The following is a 16343-nucleotide window of genomic DNA, read 5'->3' as shown; positions in this document are numbered from 1 at the left end:
CCCTGCGGGTCAGTCAAAGTGACATTAATGACTAAAGCGCGTGAAACGCGGTCAGCTGCGGCTACAACGACTGCCGTGCCTGAAGCATGTTCGGGGTCATCTGCATTTGCGAGACCGCCATGTTCAAGCTCAGCTCGAACCGGCTCCCCAACCCCCGCGTCGACTCATGCGCCAACCGCGCCCCCAGCAACTCGCCCATCTGCCGGCAGATCGACAAGCCGATCCCCAGCCCGCCATAGCGCCGGGTCATCGAGCCATCGACCTGGAAGAAGCGCTGGTACAAGGTCGCCTGGTCCAGGTCATCGAAACCGATCCCGCTGTCACTGACAATGAACGTCAGCGCCAGGTCATCCGGCGCCACCCAGCGGCCCCGCACCTGGATCACCACGCCGCCCTGGTGGGTGAACTTCAACCCGTTATCCACCAGGCACGCCAGGCAGCGGGCCAGCTTCTGGCCGTCGCCGAACAGCCCGTCCGGCACATCGGCCGGGATATCCAGGCTCAGGTACAAGCCCTTGCCCAAGGCCTGCCCGGCATAGGCGGCGCGCAGGCTCTGCAGCAAGGTACGCAGGCTGAACGGCGCCGGCTGCGCGCGCAGGCGGCCGGCCTGCAGTTCAGACAGGGTAAGAATCGCATCGACCATGTCCATCATGCCCTGCGCCGAGCCCACCGCCGTGCGATGGTACTGGGCCATCTCGGCCTCCATCGGCAAGGTGTGCATCAATTCCAGCGAGCCGATCACCCCATTCATCGGGGTGCGCAGCTCGTGGGTGACGCTGGCCAGAAATTCGTCCTTCAGCCGGTTGCTCCGGGCCAGTTGCAGGTTCAGCTGCTCCAGCGTGCGCCCGGTCTCGCGCAGGGCCTGCGCCTGCTGCTCACGCAGGCTGTTGATGCGGTCGGCCAGCGCCAGCGACAACAACGCCACTTCCAGCGCCGAACCCAGCTGGCTGGCATACATGGTGATGAACAGGTTCGGCAGGTAACCCAGCACCATCAGGGTGTTGACCAGGCCGCCGAGCAAGAACGCCGTCCAGGCGATGATGAACCAGCGCGCCACGCGCAAGCCGCGCCACCAGGCGTACAGCCCGGCACTGAAGATGCTCACGGTGAACAGCAGCGCCAGCACCGTGGCCATGCGCAGGGCGACGCCGTAGGGCATGCTCACCGCCAGCACCATGACCAGCGCGCCCCCCAGCATCAGCAGTTGCAGCAGCCGGTCGAAGCCGCGGCTGGTGCTGCCCAGCTGCAGGAAATGCCGGGCGAACTGGCAACCAAACAGCCCGGCAGCACCGATGAACAGGGGCGTCGAGGCATTCGCCCACCACGGGCTGTCCGGCCAGAAGTAGGCCACCCCGGCGCCATTCACCGACACCTGATACAGGCCGAACGAGGCGATATAGAGGATGTAGTAGAGGTAGCTGACGTCACGCACGCTGAGGTAGATGAACAGGTTGTACACCAGCATTACCAGCAGCACGCCGTAGATCATCCCCAGCACATACAGGCGCGTCGGCTGTTGTTCCATGTAGGCCTCGGCAGACCACAGCGCCAGCGGCGCCTGCACCGAGCCCTGGCTGTGCAGGCGCAGGTACACGGTGGTCACCTGGCCTGGCGGCAATGGCAGTGCGAACAGGTAGTTGTTCTGCCGGATCTGCCGGCTGTCGTAGGGCAAGGCATCCCCCGTACGCCCGGCCAGGCGGTAGCCGCCATTGTCTTCGGGCAGGTACAGCTCGAGGTGGTCCAACGGTGGATAGGCCAGCTCCAGCAGCCATTGCCGAGGGGCAGCACCCGGCGTGGCCAGGGGGTGCAGTTCGACCTTGAGCCAGAATACCGAGGTGGAATAACCGGCGTTCAGCACCTCTTCCTGATGAGGGCGAAAGCGCTTGGCGAACGCTGGGGCAGAGACCTGGGCGATGCTGGCATTGCCATCGCGGTCCTCATAAACCTGCATGACCTTGCCCAGCGGAAGATACCGGGTAGCGTCGTCGAAATCGACCGCCCCGGCCAGCACGGGCAGCACGCCCAGAAGCACAATCAGCAAATAGCGCATACAGCCCCAGCATGGCCTGTCCGGTCGAGTCGCGGTTGCCTCCCATCCGTTTGAGACGACTTGATCCGGCAGAACCCGTTTGTAGAGTTATCCGAGCACTCTAGCATAGCGTCGCAACCTGGCAATCGGCCATATCAAATGGCAAAGAAAAGGCTCTAAATCAATGCTTTCAGAAACAAAGCCAATAAGAATCTGACCATATGATCAGCAAAACTCGTTTGTAGGACGATCCGCCCAAACAGGATTGGTGGTAAGCTCGCCGACCATGAATACCTACAGCTCCCGCCCCGTTGTCCTCTGTCTCTCCGGCCACGACCCCAGTGGCGGCGCCGGCCTGCAGGCAGACATCGAAGCCCTGCTCGCCCAAGGCTGCCACGCCGCACCTGCGGTGACCGCCCTGACCGTGCAGGATACCGTCAACGTTTCCGACTTCCGCGTGCTCGATCGCGAGTGGGTACTGGCCCAGGCCAATGCCGTGCTGGCCGACTCCACCGTGGCCGCGGTCAAGCTGGGCATGCTCGGCTCGATCGAGATGGTCGACACCGTCGCCGAACTGCTGGCCGCCCACCCGCACCTGCCGCTGGTCTGCGACCCGGTACTGCGTGCCGGTGGTGGTGGCCGCCTGGGCAAGGACGAAGTGGGCTACGCCCTGCGCGAACGCCTGTTGCCGCTGGCGACCATCGCCACACCGAACCTGCCCGAAGCCCGTATCCTGGCCGAACTGCCCGACGGCAGCGCCGACGAGTGTGCCGAGAAACTGTTGCCGTTCTGTAGACACCTGCTGATCACCGGCGGTCACGGCGACGAAGACGAAATTCACAACCGCCTGTACAGCCGCGACGGCCAGCGCCACACCTGGACCTGCCAACGTCTGCCGGGCAGCTACCATGGCTCGGGCTGCAGCCTGGCCAGCGCCCTGGCCGGGCGCCTGGCCCTGGGCGAGCAACTGGACAGCGCCGTACGCAGCGCCCTGGACTACACCTGGCGCACGCTGCGTGACGCCGAACAGCTGGGCAAGGGCCAGTTCGTGCCACGCCGCCTGCCGCTGGATTTCTGCTCCTGACACGAGGCCTTGCCATGAAGCTACGCGGTCTGTACGCCATCACCGACAGCCAGCTGCTCGCCGGCCGTTTCCTGTCCCATGTCGAAGCGGCGCTGGAAGGCGGCGTATGCCTGCTGCAGTACCGCGACAAGAGTGACGATGCGGCACGGCGCCTGCGCGAAGCCGAAGGGCTGATGAAGCTCTGCGAGCGCTACGGCACCCAGCTGCTCATCAACGACGACGCCGAACTGGCTGCGCGCCTGGGCGTCGGCGTGCACCTGGGCCAGACCGACGGCCCGCTGACCCCGGCCCGCGCCCTGCTCGGCCGCCAGGCGATCATCGGTTCCACCTGCCATGCCAGCCTCGAACTGGCCGCGCAGGCCGCCAGCGAAGGCGCCAGCTACGTGGCCTTCGGCCGCTTCTTCAATTCCGTCACCAAGCCGGGCGCCCCGGCCGCCAACAGCGAACTGCTGGAGCAGGCCCGCGCCCAGGTGAAACTGCCGATCGCGGTGATCGGCGGCATTACCCTCGACAACGCCGCCCCGCTGGTTGCCCATGGTGCCGACCTGCTGGCGGTGATCCACGGCCTGTTCGGTGCCGACAGCGCGCAGGAAGTCACCCGCCGCGCCCGCGCCTTCAACGCCTTGTTCGCATCCTGATTCGAGAGAACCTCCCATGTCCCGTTCCGAAGCCCTGTTCGCCCAAGCCCAGAAGCACATCCCCGGCGGCGTCAACTCGCCGGTCCGCGCTTTCAAGAGCGTTGGCGGCACGCCGCTGTTCTTCAAGCATGCCGAAGGCGCCTACGTCGTTGACGAGGACGACAAGCGCTACGTCGACTACGTCGGTTCCTGGGGCCCGATGATCCTCGGCCACGGTCACCCGCAGGTACTGGACTCGGTACGCAAGCAGCTGGAGCACGGCCTGTCCTACGGCGCGCCGACGGCCATGGAAACCGAGATGGCCGACCTGGTCTGCTCGATCGTGCCGTCGATGGAAATGGTGCGCATGGTCAGCTCGGGCACCGAAGCCACCATGAGCGCCATCCGCCTGGCGCGTGGCTACACCGGCCGTGACGCCATCATCAAGTTCGAAGGCTGCTACCACGGCCACTCCGACAGCCTGCTGGTAAAAGCCGGCTCCGGCCTGCTGACCCAGGGCGTGCCGAGCTCGGCCGGGGTACCGGCGGACTTCGCCAAACACACCCTGACCCTGCCGTTCAACGACATCGCCGCAGTCGAGAAGACCCTGGCCGAAGTGGGCCAGAGCGTCGCCTGCATCATCGTCGAGCCGGTGGCCGGCAACATGAACTGCGTACCGCCGGCGCCGGGCTTCCTCGAAGGCTTGCGCGAGCAGTGCGACAAGCATGGCGTGGTGCTGATCTTCGACGAAGTGATGACCGGTTTCCGCGTTTCGCTCGGCGGCGCCCAGGGCCATTACGGCATCAAGCCGGACCTGTCGACCTTCGGCAAGATCGTCGGCGGCGGCATGCCGGTCGGCTGCTTTGGCGGCAAGCGCGAGATCATGGGCTGCATCGCCCCGCTCGGCCCGGTGTACCAGGCCGGCACCCTGTCGGGTAACCCGCTGGCCATGGCCGCCGGCCTCACCACCCTCAAGCTGATCAGCCGCCCGGGCTTCCACGCCGAGCTGACCGACTACACCAGCCGCATGCTCGACGGCCTGCAACAGCGCGCCGATGCCGCTGGCGTGCCGTTCGTCACCACCCAGGCTGGCGCCATGTTCGGCCTGTACTTCAGCGGTGCCGACGACATCGTCACCTTCGAAGACGTCATGGCCAGCGATGCCGAGCGCTTCAAGCGCTTCTTCCACCTGATGCTCGACGGCGGCGTGTACCTGGCGCCGAGCGCGTTCGAGGCCGGTTTCACCTCCATCGCGCATGGTGACAAGGAGCTGCAGATCACCCTGGATGCGGCGGAAAAGGCCTTTGCTGCCCTGAAGTAACACGCTGCCCCGCGCTTTTGTGGGAGCGGCCTTGTGTCGCGAAAGGGCCGCAAAGCGGCCCCAGGACTTCAGCAGTAATGCACAGATCGCTGGGGCTGCTTCGCAGCCCTTTCGCGACACAAGGCCGCTCCCACAGAGCCCGGGACAGGCAACAAAAGACCCTGCACAATCAGCTGACTTCCCCAACCAAGCAGAAAATCGAGTAAAACTTTGTAAGGTTGGCGCTGCTTATCCCATAATGTGCCACCAGAGACATTGGCCGCAGCTTTGCAGAGGTAAGTCGATCCCCATGAACCGCACCGGCCGCGCCCTGACCCTGGGCTGCCTGTTGCTTCTTCAGCCCCTGCTGGCCCTGGCGGAGGGCGGTAACTCGTTGCTGATTCCGGCAGCGGGCCGCTGCACCTTGAACGTTCAGCCGGAAGACCTGGCGAATGCCCTCAAGGCCTGCGAGCAGACGGCGACCGCGGGGGATGCCCAGGCGCAATTCGAACTGGGCGAGTACTACTACACACAAACCCCAAAAAACCTGAACAAGGCCTTGGACTGGTTCCAGAAGGCCTCGCTGCAAGGCCACGCCGACGCCCAGTACCGCCTCGGTGCCATGTTCTTCCGTGGCGAAGGGGTCAAGGCCAATAACGTGCAGGCCTACATCCTGCTGAAGATGGCCGCGGTCAACGGCGCCGAAGATGCGCTGGACATGGCCGACGAAGTGACCGAGCAAATGCCCCGCGACGAGCTGGAGCATGCAACCCAGGTGCTCGGCCAGATCTTCCGCAAGTACCTACTCGAACTGCAGAACGCCGAAGGCCGCACGCCGTTCTCGCCACTTCCCTGACGGCTACTTTTCCGGCATCGGCATGGGGAACGGCATCACGTTGCCGCCGCCCTTGGCTTCGCTGATCTTGGCCGTGCCCAGGCGCTCGACCTCGTCGATGCGCACGATCGAGTGCATCGGCACGAAGCTGCGGATCACCCCTTCGAACTGGCTCTTGAGCTTCTCCTCGCTCGGGTCCACCACCAGCTGCGAGCGCTCGCCGAAAACGAACTCCTCGATTTCCAGAAAGCCCCACAGGTCGCTCTGGTAGATCTGCTTGGCATACATCTCGAAGACCTGCCCCTGGTTGAGGAAGATCACTTTATAAATGGCAGGTTCGCGCTTGCTCATGTCCGGTGAAATAACACATGCGTAAGAAAAGGGGTGCATCATACCTGTACCGGCCCCTTCGCGGGCACGCCCGCTCCCACAGGTCTTGCACCCATCTTCGAAGCGGTGCGGTACCTGTGGGAGCGGGCGTGCCCGCGAAGGGGCCAGAACAGGCCACACATACCCTTGATCGTTTCAGTGCTTTCGCCACTGCCATTCAAGGGTTATTCTTGGGTTCACCTCCATTGCCGTCGAGCGGCCAAAAACGACCTTGAACGCACCCATACAACCCCATCGCTTCATCCTCGAACCTTTCGAGGCCCATCGTTTCGCCAACTTGTGCGGCCAGTTCGACGAGCACCTGCGCCTGATCGAACAGCGCCTGGCCATCGAGATCCGCAACCGCGGAAATCAGTTCGAACTGATCGGCGAACCCAAGACCACCTCCGCTGCCGAACAGCTGCTGCGCCGTCTCTATCGCGAGACCAAGGCCAACGAGCTGTCGCCGGAAACCGTGCACCTGTACCTGCAGGAGTCGACCGTCGAGAACATCGACAACCCGGCCGTCAACGAGGTCAGCGTGTCGCTGCGCACGCGCAAGGGCAACATTCGCCCGCGCGGTGTCAACCAGCAACGCTACGTGAAGGAAATCCTCGCCAACGACATCAACTTCGGCATCGGCCCGGCCGGTACCGGCAAGACCTACCTGGCCGTGGCGTGTGCCGTCGACGCGCTGGAGCGTGAACAGGTGCGCCGCATCCTGCTGGTGCGCCCGGCGGTCGAAGCGGGCGAAAAGCTCGGCTTCCTGCCCGGCGACTTGGCGCAGAAGATCGACCCGTACCTGCGCCCGCTGTACGACGCCCTGTACGAAATGCTCGGCTTCGAACACGTGGCCAAGCTGATCGAGCGCCAGGTGATCGAGATCGCCCCGCTGGCCTACATGCGTGGTCGCACCCTGAACAACAGCTTCATCATTCTCGACGAGAGCCAGAACACCACGCTGGAACAGATGAAAATGTTCCTAACCCGCATCGGTTTCGGCTCTACCGCGGTCATCACCGGTGACATCACCCAGGTCGACCTGCCGCGTGGCACCAAGTCGGGCCTGGCGCACGTCATCGAGGTGCTGAAGGACGTGCCGGGGATCAGCTTCACCCACTTCCAACCCAAAGATGTGGTTCGTCACCCACTGGTGCAGCGCATCGTCGAAGCCTACGACCGCTTCGATGCCCGCCAGGCCAAGCCCGAGGCGCCCGGCAAAGATGCTTGAACTCGACATTCAACGGGCCACGGACGCTGCCGCCCCGGATGACACTGCCTTCCGCCGCTGGTGCGAACTGGCCCTGCGCCAGCGCAGCGCCGATTCGGAAATGACCATTCGCCTGGTCGACGAAACCGAAGGCCGCGAGCTGAACCACACCTACCGGCACAAGGACTACGCCACCAACGTGCTGTCGTTCCCGGCCGATGTACCGGATGAGCTGCTGGATATCCCGCTGCTGGGCGACCTGGTGATCTGCGTGCCGGTGGTCGAACGCGAAGCCGCCGAACAAGGCAAATCGCTGGAAGCGCACTGGGCGCACCTGGTCATCCACGGCTGCCTGCACCTGCTCGGCTACGACCACATCGAAGATGACGAAGCCGAGGAAATGGAAAGCCTGGAACGGGAATTGCTGGCGGAACTGGGTCACCCCGACCCGTACGCCGACGATGAAACCGACACCCTCACACACTGATACACGAAGGATCACGAGAACCGCCATGAGCGAAGATCGATCGAGCAACGGGCAGAAGTCCTGGCTGGGTAAACTGACCCAGGCTTTTGCCCATGAGCCGAAAAACCGCCAGGAGCTCCTCGAGCTGCTGCGCGAAGCCCATCAGAACAAATTGCTGGACAGCGAAGCGCTGACCATCGTCGAAGGCGCCATCCAGGTAGCCGACCTGCAGGTGCGCGACATCATGGTCCCGCGTTCGCAGATGATCAGCATCAAGGCCAGCCAGTCGCCGCGCGAGTTCCTGCCGGCGGTGATCGACGCAGCGCACTCGCGCTACCCGGTAATCGGCGAAAGCCACGACGATGTGCTCGGCATCCTGCTCGCCAAGGACCTGCTGCCGTTGATCCTCAAGGAGAACGGCGACAGCTTCAACATCAAGGACCTGCTGCGCCCGGCCACCTTCGTGCCCGAGTCCAAGCGCCTGAACGTGCTGCTGCGCGAGTTTCGCGCCAACCACAACCACATGGCCATCGTCATCGACGAATACGGCGGCGTGGCCGGCCTGGTGACCATCGAGGACGTGCTGGAGCAGATCGTCGGCGACATCGAGGACGAGCACGATGTCGAGGAAGACAGCTACATCAAGCCGCTGCCCAGCGGTGATTTCCTGGTCAAGGCGCTTACCCCGATCGAGAACTTCAACGAGTTCTTCGACAGCGAATTCTCCGATGACGAATTCGACACGGTTGGCGGCCTGGTGATGAGCGCCTTCGGCCACCTGCCCAAGCGCAACGAAACCACCGAGATCGGGCCTTACAAGTTCCGTATTCTCAACGCCGACAGCCGGCGGATACACTTGCTGCGCCTGACACCGATCACCCGTTAAGGACAAACATGCGTTGGATCACCCGCCCCGGCTGGCCCGGTAACCTGCTGGCCCTGGCGGCCGGTGCCTCCACCCTCCTGGCCCTGGCGCCGTTCGACATCTGGCCGCTGGCCATCCTGTCCATCGCCCTGCTCTACCTTGGCCTGCGCGAGCTCAGCCCGCGCCAGGCCATGTGGCGTGGCTGGTGGTTCGGCTTTGGCCTGTATGGCGCCGGCACCTGGTGGATCTACGTCAGCATGAATACCTACGGCGGCGCTTCGCCGCTGTTGGCGATCCTGTTGCTGCTGGCGTTCTTCGCCGCGCTGGCGTGGTTCTTCGCCCTGCCCACCTGGCTGTGGGCGCGCTGGCTGCGGCGCAGCGAGGCGCCACTGGCCGATGCCCTGTGCTTCGCTGCCCTTTGGCTGGTGCAAGAAGCCTTCCGCGGTTGGTTCCTGACCGGGTTCCCCTGGCTGTATGCCGGCTACAGCCAGCTGGACGGCCCGCTGGCCGGGCTGGCACCGCTGGGCGGCGTGTGGCTGGTCTCCTTTGCCCTGGCCCTGACCGCCGCCCTGCTGTGCAACCTGCACCGCCTGCGCGCGCGCCCGTCGTTCCTGGCGGTCGCCTGCCTGCTGTTGCTGGCGCCGTGGGGGCTGGGCCTGGCGCTGAAGGGCCATGCCTGGACCACGCCGGCCGGTGAGCCGCTGAAAGTGGCGGCGATCCAGGGCAACGTCGAGCAGGACCTGAAATGGGACCCGGCACACATCGACGCGCAACTGGCGCTGTACCGGGACCTGAGTTTCAGCTCGCGGCCGGTAGACCTGCTGGTCTGGCCGGAAACCGCAGTACCGGTGCTCAAGGACCAGGCCCAGGGCTACATCGATGTGATGGGGCGCTTCGCCGCCGAGCGGCATTCGGCGCTGATCACCGGGGTGCCAGTACGTGAAGTGGTGCATCATCAGCGTCGCTACTACAACGGCATCACCGTCACCGGCGAAGGCGATGGCACCTACCTCAAGCAGAAGCTGGTGCCGTTTGGCGAGTACGTCCCACTGCAGGACATGCTGCGTGGCGCCATCGAGTTCTTCAACCTGCCCATGTCGGACTTCGCCCGCGGGCCGGAAGACCAGCCGCTGCTGCAGGCCAAGGGCTACCAGATCGCACCGTACATTTGCTACGAGGTGGTCTACCCCGAGTTCGCCGCCGGCCTGGCGGCGCGCAGCGACCTGCTGCTGACCATCAGCAACGACACCTGGTTCGGCACCTCGATCGGCCCGCTGCAGCACCTGCAGATGGCACAGATGCGGGCGCTGGAAGCCGGGCGCTGGATGATCCGCGCCACCAACAACGGCGTCACCGCACTGATCGACCCGTTTGGCCGCATTACCACGCAGATTCCCCAGTTCCAGCAGGCGGTGCTGTATGGCGAGGTGGTGCCGATGCAGCAACTGACGCCGTACCTGCAATGGCGGTCGTGGCCGCTGGCGATTGTCTGCGCGCTGCTGCTGGGCTGGGCGTTGCTGGCGGGGCGCATTGCCAAAACTGTCTGATGATGCCGCCTGTACCGGCCTCTTCGCGGGTAAACCCGCTCCCACAGGTGCTCCACCGCTCTCGAAGCTTGTGGAAATCCTGTGGGAGCGGGTTCACCCGCGAAGAGGTCGGTACAGGCAGTAGCAGGCTCAGTAGAACAGCCGATACCCCACCAACCCCACCACTTCATTGAACAACTGCCCGCTCTGCCACATGGCCCGGCTCTCCGGCAGCAACCCGCCAAACGGCCGCGCATGCTCACGGCCGAGGAACCCCACCGGCGCCGGTACCACCTCGAACCCCGCCCGCTCGAAGCTCCAGCGCGAGCGCTGCATGTGCCAGGCCTGAGTCACCACCACCACCCGGCGAATGCCCAACGGCTGCAGCACCTTCGCGCTCAGCTGGGCGTTTTCCCAAGTGGTGCGGCTGGCTTCTTCGCGCCACTTCACCGCAACCGCGAAGTCTTCCTGCAAGCGATCAGCCATCAAGCGCGCCTCGCTCGGTGGCGTGCCGTAGTGCAGCCCGCCACTGGTCAGCACCGGCAAACCCGACGCCTTGGCCAGCCGCGCAGCAAAGCGCATGCGCTCCAGCGCCGTGGCCGTCGGCTGGTCGCTGCCGCCCCAGGCCGGGTCGCCACGTTCTCGCCCCGCGCCCAGCACCACGATGGCATCTGCCCGGCTGGCAAGGCCCGGCCAGTCATTCACCGCCAGCGGCGGCTCGGTCTCCAGCAGCCGAGCGGTTTCCTGCACCACCAGCGGCAGGCTCATCAGCCACAGGCCGCCCAGCCCTGCGGCAAAACACAGCGCCGCCAGCCGCGGCCGCCGGCTGCGCAACCACCACGCCAGAAGCAGTAGCAGAAAGAGCACGCCCGGCGGCATCAGCCATTGTTTGATGAAAAATCGGATCGGCATCGGCTACACCTCCTTGGCAGGCGTGCAGCCTAAGTGGATCGACGCCGGTCAACAAGGGGATGGCCGGCGTCGATCCTGAGCTGTGATGATATTGAAGAACCGGCGCGCGATAGCCTGCGCCTGGCGTCCTGAACGGCTAGCGATGTGGCAGCGTCCTGGATCTCGCCGTACTGGCGGGGCGTTTCTTGTCCTTCAGCCAGATGATCTTGGCCGATGTCGGCTCCGCTTGTGGGTAACTGCCGACAGCAGCATCGTGGCGCTCCGGAAGGGATTCCAGGTAGGCCTTGATCACTTCGAACTCTGCGTGGCTCAGGCCACGCAACTCCAGCTCGGCTGGCATCTCGTCGCGCAATCGTACCGAGGTCCTGGCCACTTCCAGTGCCAGGCCAAGCCGGTCGATCAGGCGTTCGTATAGCTCCGGTCTGATTGCGGGTAGCTGCGTATCTCCCATCCGTTCACCTCATTGAAGATAAGAATATCTCCCCCCACACCTGAGCTTAGCGTCGTTGCAAAAAGCAGCCGTGTGCCGCGACCAGCGGGCATTCGCAACGAAGGTTTCCCACGATGCGCGGCGCTGCTGTATGCTACGGCGTTCACTCTAAACGACACCGGAGTGCCGGACGCAGCGAGGTTCCGCTGCCTGGAACAAGGTCTCTTCCCTCTCAGCAAAAAGTAGCCATGCACGAACAATACACGCCCCGTGATATCGAAGCCGCCGCCCAGAAATTCTGGGACGAGCAACAATCGTTCGCTGTTACCGAACAGCCAGGCAAGGACACCTACTACTGCCTGTCGATGTTCCCGTACCCGAGCGGCAAGCTACACATGGGCCACGTGCGCAACTACACCATCGGTGATGTGATTGCCCGCTACCAGCGCATGCTGGGCAAGAACGTCCTGCAGCCAATGGGCTGGGACGCTTTCGGCATGCCTGCGGAAAACGCGGCGATGAAGAACAACGTCGCCCCGGCCAAGTGGACGTACGAAAACATCGATTACATGAAGACCCAGCTCAAGAGCCTGGGCCTGGCCATCGACTGGGCGCGTGAAGTCACCACCTGCAAGCCCGACTACTACCGTTGGGAGCAGTGGCTGTTCACCCGCCTGTTCGAGAAAGGCATCATCTACCGCAAGAACGGCACCGTGAACTGGGACCCGGCGGACCAGACCGTACTGGCCAACGAGCAGGTCATCGACGGCCGTGGCTGGCGTTCGGGCGCGCTGATCGAGAAGCGCGAAATCCCGATGTACTACTTCCGCATCACCGACTACGCCGACGAGCTGCTGGAAAGCCTCGACGAGCTGCCGGGCTGGCCTGAACAGGTCAAGACCATGCAGCGCAACTGGATCGGCAAGTCGCGCGGCATGGAAGTGCAGTTCCCGTACGACCAGGCCAGCATCGGTCATGCCGGCACCCTCAAGGTCTTCACCACCCGTCCCGACACGCTGATGGGCGCCACCTACGTGGCGGTCGCCGCCGAGCACCCGCTGGCCACCCAGGCCGCCCAGGGCAACCCGGCGCTGCAGGCCTTCATCGACGAGTGCAAGAGCGGCAGCGTCGCCGAAGCCGACATGGCCACCCAGGAGAAGAAGGGCATGGCCACTTCCCTGCTGGTCGAGCACCCGCTGACCGGCGAGAAGCTGCCGGTCTGGGTCGCCAACTACGTGCTGATGCACTACGGCGATGGCGCCGTGATGGCCGTACCGGCCCACGACGAGCGCGACTTCGAGTTCGCCCACAAGTACAACCTGCCGGTCAAGGCCGTGGTACGCACCAGCGCTGGCGATGAAGTCGGCAGCGAGTGGCTGGCCGCCTATGGCGAACATGGCCAACTGATCAACTCCGGCGAATTCGACGGCCTGGACTTTGCCGGTGCCTTCGACGCCATCGAAGCCGCCCTGATCCGCAAGGAACTGGGCAAGTCGCGTACCCAGTTCCGCCTGCGCGACTGGGGCATCAGCCGCCAGCGCTACTGGGGCTGCCCGATCCCGATCATTCACTGCCCGTCCTGCGGCGACGTACCGGTGCCGGAAGACCAGCTGCCGGTCACCCTGCCGGAGAACGTGGTGCCGGACGGTGCCGGTTCGCCACTGGCGCGCATGCCCGAGTTCTACGCGTGCAGCTGCCCGAAATGCGGCACTGCGGCCAAGCGCGAAACCGACACCATGGACACTTTCGTCGAGTCGTCCTGGTACTTCGCCCGCTACGCCTCGCCGAACTACCAAGGTGGCATGGTCGACCCGAAAGCGGCCAACCACTGGTTGCCGGTCGACCAGTACATCGGCGGTATCGAGCACGCCATTCTGCACCTGCTGTACGCGCGCTTCTTCCACAAATTGATGCGTGACGAAGGCCTGGTCACCTCGAACGAGCCGTTCAAGAACCTGCTGACCCAGGGCATGGTGGTGGCCGATACCTACTACCGCGTCGCCAGCAACGGCGGCAAGGACTGGTTCAACCCGGCCGACGTCGAAATCGAACGCGATGCCAAGGCCAAGATCATTGGCGCCCGCCTGAAGACCGACGGCCTGCCGGTGGAAATCGGTGGCACCGAGAAGATGTCGAAGTCGAAGAACAACGGCGTCGACCCACAGTCGATGATCGACCAGTACGGCGCCGACACCTGCCGCCTGTTCATGATGTTCGCCTCGCCACCTGACGCGAGCCTGGAATGGTCCGACTCCGGCGTCGAAGGCGCCAGCCGCTTCCTGCGCCGCGTCTGGCGCCTGGCCCAGGCTCACGTCAGCCAGGGCCTGCCGGGCAAGCTGGATGTCGCCGCCCTGGACGACGCGCAGAAGGTGATTCGCCGCGCCATCCACGCCGCCATCAAGCAGGCCAGCACCGACGTCGGCCAGTTCCACAAGTTCAACACCGCCATCGCCCAGGTGATGACCGTGATGAACGTGCTGGAAAAGGCCCCGCAAGCCACCGCACAGGACCGCGCCCTGCTGCAGGAGGGCCTCGAGGCCGTGACCCTGCTGCTGGCACCGATCACCCCGCACATCTCCCACGAACTGTGGAAGCAGCTGGGCCATGATCAGGCCGTGATCGACGCCGGCTGGCCAGCCGTCGACGAGACAGCGCTGGTGCAGGACACCGTCACCCTGGTGGTGCAGGTCAACGGCAAGCTGCGTGGCCAGGTCGAAATGCCGGCCGCCGCCAGCCGCGAAGAAGTCGAAGCCGCCGCGCGCAGCAACGAGAACGTCCTGCGCTTCATCGACGGCCTGGCCATCCGCAAGGTCATCGTGGTACCGGGCAAACTGGTCAACATCGTCGCCAACTGATGGCAACGCCCGCCCGCAGCCACCGCGGGCGGGCGGAACAGGCCCACAAGGGAGCAACAACATGATCAAACGCAATTTGCTGGTAATCGGCCTGGCGGTCATGCTCAGCGCCTGCGGTTTCCAGCTGCGCGGCACCGGCTCTACCGAGCTGAGCGTCAAGGAAATGGACGTCAGCGCACGCAACGCCTACGGCCCGACCGTGGTTCAGCTGCGTGAAGTACTGGAGCGCAGCGGCGTCAACGTGCATGCCGGCGCACCGTACCGCCTGGTGCTGACCAACGAGCAGGAGCGCGAGCGCTCGGCCACCTACAACAGTGGCAACCGTACCGCCGAGTACGAGCTGACCACCGTGCTGAACTACAGCATCCAGGGCCTGAACAACCTGGAGCTGATGAGCGACAAGCTGGAAGTGCGCAAGATCTACCTGCGTGACGGCTCGAACATCACCGGTTCCGAGCAGGAAGCCAACCGCGCCCGCGAAGAAATGCGTCGCGACCTGGTCAACGCCATGATCGTTCGCCTGCAGATGCTGACCCCGTCCCAGCTGGACGAACTGCAGCGTCAAGCCGACGAACGCGCCAAGGCCGAAGCCGCCGCACTGGAGGCCGCGCGCCGCCAGCAGGCCGAAACGCCTCAGCAGTCGCCACTGGAAGTACCGGGCAACTAAGCCCGAGCGGGGTACCTTCGGGTACCCTGCCTGCTCGCCATGAAGCTCGCCGCCGCCCAACTCAACAAGCACCTGCAAGGCGCCCTGGCACCGGTCTATGTGGTCAGCGGCGACGACCCGCTGCTGTGCCAGGAAGCCGCCGACGCCATCCGCAATGCCGCGCGTCAGCAAGGCTTCGACGAGCGCCAGGTGTTCAGTGCCGACGCCAACTTCGACTGGGGCACGCTGCTGCAGGCCGGCGCCAGCCTGTCGCTGTTCGCTCAGCGCCGCCTGCTGGAACTGCGCCTGCCCTCGGGCAAGCCCGGTGACAAGGGCGCCGCGGCACTGATGGAATACTGCGCCAGGCCCGCCGAAGACACCTTGTTGCTGGTCAGCCTGCCCAAGCTCGACGGCAGCGCGCAGAAAACCAAGTGGGGCAAGGCCCTGATCGAAGGCGCCCATTGCCAGTTCATTCAGATCTGGCCGGTGGATGTGCATCAGCTGCCCCAGTGGATCAACCAGCGCCTGCAGCAGGCCGGCCTGTCGGCACAGCGCGACGCCGTCGACCTGATCGCGGCGCGGGTGGAAGGCAACCTGCTGGCTGCCGCGCAGGAGATCGAAAAGCTCAAGCTGCTCGCCGAAGGCAACCAGGTCACCGTAGACACCGTACAGGCCGCCGTCGCCGACAGCGCCCGCTTCGATGTCTTCGGCCTGGTCGATGCCATTCTCAACGGCGAAGCCGCGCATGCCCTGCGCATGCTCGAAGGCTTGCGTGGCGAAGGCGTGGAACCACCGGTCATTCTCTGGGCCCTGGCCCGCGAGCTGCGCCAGCTGGCCGGGCTGGCCCAGCAGTTCAGCCAGGGCGTTCCGCTGGACAAGGCCTTCAGCCAGGCCCGCCCGCCGATCTGGGACAAACGCCGACCACTGGTCAGCAAGGCCCTGCAGCGCCTGTCGGCGCAACGCTGGGCGCAGTTGCTGCAGGATGCTCAGCGTATCGATGCGCAGATCAAGGGGCAGGCCGAGGGCTCGCCCTGGACTGGCCTGGCACGGTTGGCGCTGTTGATGGCGGGTCAGCGGTTGGCGCTTCCCCCTGAGTAATCGGGGCCGCGTGGCCCCCCCCCCCCGGGGCCCCCCCCCCCCCCCCCCGGGGGCGGGGGACACGGGGGGGGCCGCGAGGTGTCGGCCAGCGGCGGCCCGGC

General features: G+C 64.9%; 15 protein-coding genes. 11 read left to right on the top strand and 4 right to left on the bottom strand.

The window, feature by feature from the left end:
* Positions 1–61: 61 nt before the first annotated feature.
* On the bottom strand, positions 62–2050 hold the full coding sequence (locus C6A77_RS18185; protein WP_114170718.1) for a hybrid sensor histidine kinase/response regulator: 1989 nt from the start codon (positions 2048–2050) through the stop codon (positions 62–64).
* 265 nt (positions 2051–2315) lie between these two features.
* On the opposite strand from C6A77_RS18185, the gene C6A77_RS18180 reads away from it, so the two are divergent.
* From C6A77_RS18180 to C6A77_RS18165, 4 genes are all read left to right on the top strand, one after another.
* Entirely contained in the window at positions 2316–3113 is a 798-nt protein-coding gene (locus tag C6A77_RS18180) for a hydroxymethylpyrimidine/phosphomethylpyrimidine kinase (RefSeq protein ID WP_114170717.1), read from the top strand.
* 14 nt (positions 3114–3127) lie between these two features.
* Positions 3128–3751: a thiamine phosphate synthase gene (thiE, locus tag C6A77_RS18175; RefSeq protein ID WP_114170716.1), complete on the top strand. Its 624-nt coding sequence runs from the start codon at positions 3128–3130 to the stop codon at positions 3749–3751.
* A gap of 16 nt (positions 3752–3767) precedes the next feature.
* Entirely contained in the window at positions 3768–5051 is a 1284-nt protein-coding gene (hemL, locus tag C6A77_RS18170) for a glutamate-1-semialdehyde 2,1-aminomutase (protein ID WP_114170715.1), read from the top strand.
* A 289-nt stretch (positions 5052–5340) separates the two neighbouring features.
* Positions 5341–5886 (top strand): tetratricopeptide repeat protein, encoded by a 546-nt coding sequence (locus C6A77_RS18165; protein WP_114170714.1) that lies wholly within the window; start codon positions 5341–5343, stop codon positions 5884–5886.
* A 3-nt stretch (positions 5887–5889) separates the two neighbouring features.
* Here C6A77_RS18165 and C6A77_RS18160 read toward each other — a convergent pair whose 3' ends face one another.
* The gene (locus C6A77_RS18160; RefSeq protein ID WP_016489346.1) at positions 5890–6216 is read right to left on the bottom strand and encodes a DUF1820 family protein; all 327 of its coding nucleotides are present in this window, start codon (positions 6214–6216) and stop codon (positions 5890–5892) included.
* Positions 6217–6466: 250 nt separating this feature from the next.
* Here C6A77_RS18160 and C6A77_RS18150 point away from each other — a divergent pair, with 250 nt between their 5' ends.
* From C6A77_RS18150 to lnt, 4 genes are read left to right on the top strand one after another with little or no spacing between them, the layout of a single operon-like run.
* A complete protein-coding gene (locus tag C6A77_RS18150) occupies positions 6467–7465 on the top strand; it encodes a PhoH family protein (RefSeq protein ID WP_114170712.1) in 999 nt (332 codons plus the stop codon).
* On the top strand, positions 7458–7931 hold the full coding sequence (ybeY, locus tag C6A77_RS18145) for an rRNA maturation RNase YbeY (protein ID WP_114170711.1): 474 nt from the start codon (positions 7458–7460) through the stop codon (positions 7929–7931). The genes C6A77_RS18150 and ybeY overlap by 8 nt, the downstream gene beginning before the upstream one ends.
* A gap of 25 nt (positions 7932–7956) precedes the next feature.
* A complete protein-coding gene (locus tag C6A77_RS18140) occupies positions 7957–8796 on the top strand; it encodes an HlyC/CorC family transporter (protein ID WP_114170710.1) in 840 nt (279 codons plus the stop codon).
* A gap of 8 nt (positions 8797–8804) precedes the next feature.
* The gene (lnt, locus tag C6A77_RS18135; RefSeq protein WP_114170709.1) at positions 8805–10322 is read left to right on the top strand and encodes an apolipoprotein N-acyltransferase; all 1518 of its coding nucleotides are present in this window, start codon (positions 8805–8807) and stop codon (positions 10320–10322) included.
* A 129-nt stretch (positions 10323–10451) separates the two neighbouring features.
* Here the strand turns inward: lnt and C6A77_RS18130 are convergent, their stop codons facing one another.
* Positions 10452–11213: a YdcF family protein gene (locus C6A77_RS18130; protein WP_114170708.1), complete on the bottom strand. Its 762-nt coding sequence runs from the start codon at positions 11211–11213 to the stop codon at positions 10452–10454.
* 136 nt (positions 11214–11349) lie between these two features.
* Positions 11350–11664, bottom strand: a complete 315-nt coding sequence (locus C6A77_RS18125; protein ID WP_114170707.1) for a hypothetical protein — start codon at positions 11662–11664, stop codon at positions 11350–11352.
* A gap of 227 nt (positions 11665–11891) precedes the next feature.
* On the opposite strand from C6A77_RS18125, the gene leuS reads away from it, so the two are divergent.
* The 3 genes from leuS (at position 11892) to holA (ending at position 16242) form a co-directional block, all read left to right on the top strand.
* Complete coding sequence (gene leuS, locus C6A77_RS18120; RefSeq protein ID WP_114170706.1) at positions 11892–14498, top strand: leucine--tRNA ligase; 2607 nt, start codon at positions 11892–11894, stop codon at positions 14496–14498.
* A gap of 61 nt (positions 14499–14559) precedes the next feature.
* Positions 14560–15165, top strand: coding sequence for an LPS assembly lipoprotein LptE (lptE, locus tag C6A77_RS18115; protein ID WP_114170705.1), 606 nt, complete (start codon positions 14560–14562; stop codon positions 15163–15165).
* A gap of 39 nt (positions 15166–15204) precedes the next feature.
* Positions 15205–16242 carry a DNA polymerase III subunit delta gene (gene holA, locus C6A77_RS18110; RefSeq protein ID WP_114170704.1) on the top strand — a complete coding sequence of 346 codons (1038 nt, stop codon included), beginning with the start codon at positions 15205–15207 and terminating at the stop codon, positions 16240–16242.
* The last annotated feature ends 101 nt before the right edge of the window (positions 16243–16343 follow it).

Source organism: Pseudomonas sp. AFG_SD02_1510_Pfu_092, from assembly GCF_003331055.1.
GTDB lineage: Bacteria > Pseudomonadota > Gammaproteobacteria > Pseudomonadales > Pseudomonadaceae > Aquipseudomonas.
Note: the sequence above shows the minus strand (reverse complement) of the source record. Positions and strands in the feature narration are given on the sequence as shown.